Annotated in this window: 3 protein-coding genes and 1 pseudogene; 3 read left to right on the top strand and 1 reads right to left on the bottom strand. The window is 63.8% G+C overall.

What is annotated here, in order from left to right; translation table 11 throughout:
- Positions 1–414 (bottom strand): annotated as a pseudogene (locus MOV75_RS28490) (hypothetical protein); the annotation flags it as partial.
- Between the two features lie 277 nt (positions 415–691).
- Between MOV75_RS28490 and MOV75_RS28485 the strand changes: the two are divergent.
- The 3 genes from MOV75_RS28485 to MOV75_RS28475 form a co-directional block, all read left to right on the top strand.
- Positions 692–1,942 (top strand): cyclopropane-fatty-acyl-phospholipid synthase family protein, encoded by a 1,251-nt coding sequence (locus tag MOV75_RS28485; RefSeq protein ID WP_247007007.1) that lies wholly within the window; start codon positions 692–694, stop codon positions 1,940–1,942.
- Between the two features lie 758 nt (positions 1,943–2,700).
- Complete coding sequence (locus MOV75_RS28480) at positions 2,701–4,209, top strand: replicative DNA helicase (protein ID WP_246930409.1); 1,509 nt, start codon at positions 2,701–2,703, stop codon at positions 4,207–4,209.
- A 46-nt stretch (positions 4,210–4,255) separates the two neighbouring features.
- Positions 4,256–4,446, top strand: a 191-nt coding sequence (locus tag MOV75_RS28475; protein WP_369010472.1) for an alanine racemase, incomplete at its 3' end; no start/stop codon positions are given.

The raw sequence follows: 4,446 nt of genomic DNA, 5'->3' as shown, positions 1-4,446 counted from the left end.
CTCGCCGTCCGGCCTGGCGGCGTCCTGGGCGCGCGGGCGGCGGCCCTGATGCTCGCCCGCCTGTCCCGGAGCGGTGTTCGCTTCCTTCTCCTTGGCACCGTCCTTCTTATCCTTGCCGTCCTTGGCCTGGTAGCGGGTGTCGGTGGCCCCGTTGGAGACGAGATAGGAGGCGAGAATCCCCGCCATGTCCGGGCTCGTGGTGTAGTGCTGGCGCAGGAAGCCCGGCAGCGAACCCGGCGCAACGGACTTCAGAAGTCCGCGCGGGCTCTTGTGGCAGACATTGCAGGTCTGCGCGAAAAGCTGAGACGGGGTCTTGCCGGCCTCGAGGTTGGTCGCCTGCGCAAAAACGGGATCGGCCGCGCCGAAGCCGATCAGAAGCAATACCGTCGCGAGGCTGAGCGCTCGGCTCGACATTCCCATCATCTCCATTGAATTCCGAGGGGTGCAGCCGGCCTCCGGCGCGGCGGCGGGTCACCTTTTATCCGATTGAGCCGCGAATGGAAGCAGCCTCCACGCGCAAGGATGTGATTAAGCGCTTTTCGAATATCGGCTGTGAACTCAGCGCAATAGCGCAGCAGCCCCACCCTCCCCAGATTGGATGCAGACGCATAGGAACCGCTGCGGCGCCTGGGCGTCAGATATGAAGGCCAGGTTAGTCGCATCTTTCGGGTTCGCTCGAGAGGAAATGTCGATGGACCGTTTGTTGCGTAGATTCCTGTCTCAATTCATCCGCCGCGGGTCGATGACTGTGACCGGCGCAAGCGGGTTGAAATTCACCGTCGGCGACGACTCCGGCGTTCCGGTCGCGGTGCGCTTCGTCACCGCGGACGCCGAGCGGAGGATCCTCGTCAATCCCGAGCTCGGGCTTGGCGAGGCCTATATGGACGGCGAGTTCGTGGTCGAGCGCGGCACCATAGCTGATGCCCTCGCGATCCTGCTCGATCAACCCGACCTCTTGCCGCAGTGGGCAAAACCCTGGTGGCATCTGCGCTATCTGACGCGGCATCTGAAGCAGTTCAATCCGCGCTCGCGCTCCCGCGACAACGTCGCGCATCACTATGATCTCGACGCCCGGCTCTATTCGCTCTTCCTGGACGCCGACAAGCAATACAGCTGCGCCTATTTCGAAACGTCCAAGAGCACGCTCGACGACGCGCAGCTCGCGAAGAAACGGCACATTGCCGCCAAGCTGCTCATCAAGCCCGGCCAGCGCGTGCTCAACATCGGCTCGGGCTGGGGCGGGCTCGGGCTCTATCTCGCCGAGATGGCCCGCGCCGACGTCACTGGCATCACGCTCTCGACCGAACAGTTGCAGATCGCCAATGCACGCGCCTCCGAAAAGGGCTTGACCGGCTCGGCCAGATTTCTGCTCCAGGACTACCGCGACATCGCCGGACCGTTCGACCGCATCGTCTCGGTCGGCATGTTCGAGCATGTCGGTGCCCGATTCTACGACACCTACTTCCAGCGCTGCGCCGAGCTCCTCGGCCAGGACGGCGTCATGCTGCTGCATTCGATCGGCCGTTCGCAGGGCCCGGACTCGACCAATCCCTGGATCGCCAAATACATCTTCCCCGGCGGCTACATCCCCGCTTTGTCGGAGGTGCTGCCGGCGATCGAGCGCGCGGGCCTGCTGGTCTGCGACATCGAGATCCTGCGCCTGCACTATGCCGCGACGCTGAAAGCCTGGCGGGAACGCTTCATGGCGCGACGCGAGGAGGCCGTGGAGCTCTACGACGAGCGTTTCGCCTTGATGTGGGAATTTTATCTCGCTGCCTGCGAGATGACGTTCCGCAAGCAGAACATGATGAACTTCCAGATCCAGCTCACCCGCCGCCAGGGCGTGGTGCCGACGACCCGCGACTACATGCCGCGTGAGGAAGCCCGGCTGCGGGCTCGCGAAGGCACGGTCAGGCCCAGGCTGAAACTGGCTGGTGAATAGGTCCTAGTGACGCAGGGTCGAAATCTGGGAGGACCGGAAAAGCGCCGTTAACGCCAATTGCGCCCGCAATTCGACCAGGATTTCGGGTGCGACAGGCTGGCGACGCACTTCGGGCCGCTCGGCGTGCTCCATGGCCGCGATCAACCCCGACAGCCAAAGCCGGCTAGCTGCCTCGCTTCGCCCAATCTGGTGCTGCCGTTCTGGCCGCATCGCTTGCCTCGTTCCCTGTTGGCGGACCGTGGGAGACAATTCCCTGCCCGTCCACCTGTTCCGGTCATACCCCCGAAAGAATCCGGGAAGATGTGATCCACTTCACATAAGTCTGGTCGGCCCTGGCTTAGACCGTCGCCATGAGCAAAGAGACCCAAACCTCATTCGACGTGCAGGACGACCTCCGCACCGATTACGCCCTGATCGTTACCGGCGTCGGGGCGGCTCTGGTTGCGCTGGTCTACCTCCTGCTGGTCTGAGCCCGAGCCGAAAGCTCCCAGCGTGCGTTTCGCGCGCCCTCCGGTACGTCTGCGCGCCAATCCATTAGGTTCATTGCTTCAGGATTATTCCATGGCGCGGACGCGGCTGCTTCCGGCCCGACCGGTTCCGCGAAAATCCGTCAAGCGCGGCGCGTGCTGCGACTGCTAATCATCCACCGCTTTAACTGAGCGGTTGATAGCGGTCAGCTTTCGCTTTCGCTTTGCACCGATGCGGCGCTTTATCCCGGCCCCGCATCCGCCCAAGAAAATTGCTAAGCACGTCCGACCATGGTCCTGACTGATTCGAACGTTCTCAAACTCGCGCCCGACGCAGGAACTCCCGCCTATCGGAGCGCTCCGCACAATATCGAAGCGGAACAGAGCCTTTTGGGCGCGATCCTGGTCAACAACGACGCCTTCTACCGCGTCTCCGACTTCCTGGAGGCGAAGCATTTCTTCGAGCCGCTGCACCAGACCATCTTCGAGACCGCCGGCAGCCTGATCCGGATGGGCAAGATCGCGACGCCCGTCACGCTGAAGACGTTCCTGCCCGCCGATACCGATGTCGGCGGCATGACCATCGGGCAATATCTTGCACGGCTCGCCGCCGAAGCGACCACCATCATCAACGCCCAGGACTACGGCCGCACGGTCTACGACCTGTCGCTGAGGCGCGACCTGATCGGCATCGGCGAGGACATGGTCAATGTCGCCTATGACGCACCGGTCGATTTCCAGCCGCGGGCGCAGATCGAGGACGCCGAGCGCAAGCTTTACGAGCTCGCCGAATCCGGCCGCTATGACGGTGGCTTCCAGAAATTCTCGCAGGCACTGGCGGTCGCGGTCGATCTCGCCGCAAAAGCGTTCCAGCGCGACGGCAAGCTGTCCGGCATCTCGACGGGCATGCGCGACCTCGACACCAAGATGGGTGGCCTGCAGCACTCCGACCTCATCATCGTCGCGGGCCGTCCCGGCATGGGCAAGACCTCTCTTGCGACCAACATCGCCTACAACGTCGCCCAGGCCTATGTGCCGGAACTCCAGGCCGACGGTACCACGAAGGCCGCCAATGGCGGCGTGATCGGCTTCTTCTCCTGCGAAATGTCGGCCGACCAGCTCGCCACGCGTATCGTGGCCGAGCGCACCGGTGTTCCCTCCTCCCACATCCGCCGCGGCGGCATCTCGGAAGCCGATTTCGAGAAGATCCGGGAGGTCTCGATCGAGCTGCAGTCGCTGCCCTTCTACGTAGACGCCACCGGCGGCCTGTCGATCGCGCAGCTGATGGCGCGGGCGCGCCGGCTGAAGCGCCAGAAGGGCCTCGACCTGCTCGTGATCGACTACATCCAGCTGCTCTCGGGCTCGGGCAAGCGGAGCGATAATCGCGTGCAGGAAATCACTGAGATCACGACCAGCCTGAAGGCGCTGGCCAAGGAGCTCAACGTTCCCGTCATCGCGCTGTCGCAGCTCTCGCGTCAGGTCGAATCGCGTGACGACAAGCGGCCGCAGCTCTCGGACCTGCGTGAATCCGGATCGATCGAGCAGGACGCCGACGTCGTGCTGTTCGTCTACCGCGAGGAATATTACCTCGCCATGAAGGAGCCGCGCCCCGGCACGCCCGAGCACGAGAAGTGGCAGCTCGACATGAGTCTTGCGCACGGAAAAGCCGAGGTCATCATCGGCAAGCAGCGCCACGGCCCGACCGGCACCGTCGATTTGGCGTTCGAGGCCTCGGTCACGCGGTTCGGCGACCTCGCGCCTGACAGTCAGGTTCCGGCCCGCAGCGGGAACGACTACTGAGTTCCTTGAACCAGAACGGCCTCTTGCGTAAAACGGCGCCATGACAATGGCGTCCGACCCGAAAACCATCTCGCAATCCGGCCTTCTCTCCGCGGAGGCCAACCAGGCTGCCGCGCTCGCAGCCTTCGGCGGCGTGCTGACCGTCGATCTCGACGCCATCATCGCCAACTGGCGCAAGCTCGAGAAGACGGCGGTGCCGGCCGAGTGCTCGGCGGTGATCAAGGCCGACGCCTATGG

This window comes from Bradyrhizobium sp. PRIMUS42, assembly GCF_023006515.1.
Classification (GTDB): Bacteria; Pseudomonadota; Alphaproteobacteria; order Rhizobiales; family Xanthobacteraceae; genus Bradyrhizobium.
Note: the sequence above shows the minus strand (reverse complement) of the source record. Positions and strands in the feature narration are given on the sequence as shown.

What these genes read in the sequence shown, in the direction of transcription:
- MOV75_RS28485 (WP_247007007.1), top strand. Translation starts at nt 692, where the DNA reads ATGGACCGTTTGTTGCGTAGATTCCTGTCTCAATTCATCCGCCGCGGG.
- MOV75_RS28480 (WP_246930409.1), top strand. Translation starts at nt 2,701, where the DNA reads ATGGTCCTGACTGATTCGAACGTTCTCAAACTCGCGCCCGACGCAGGA.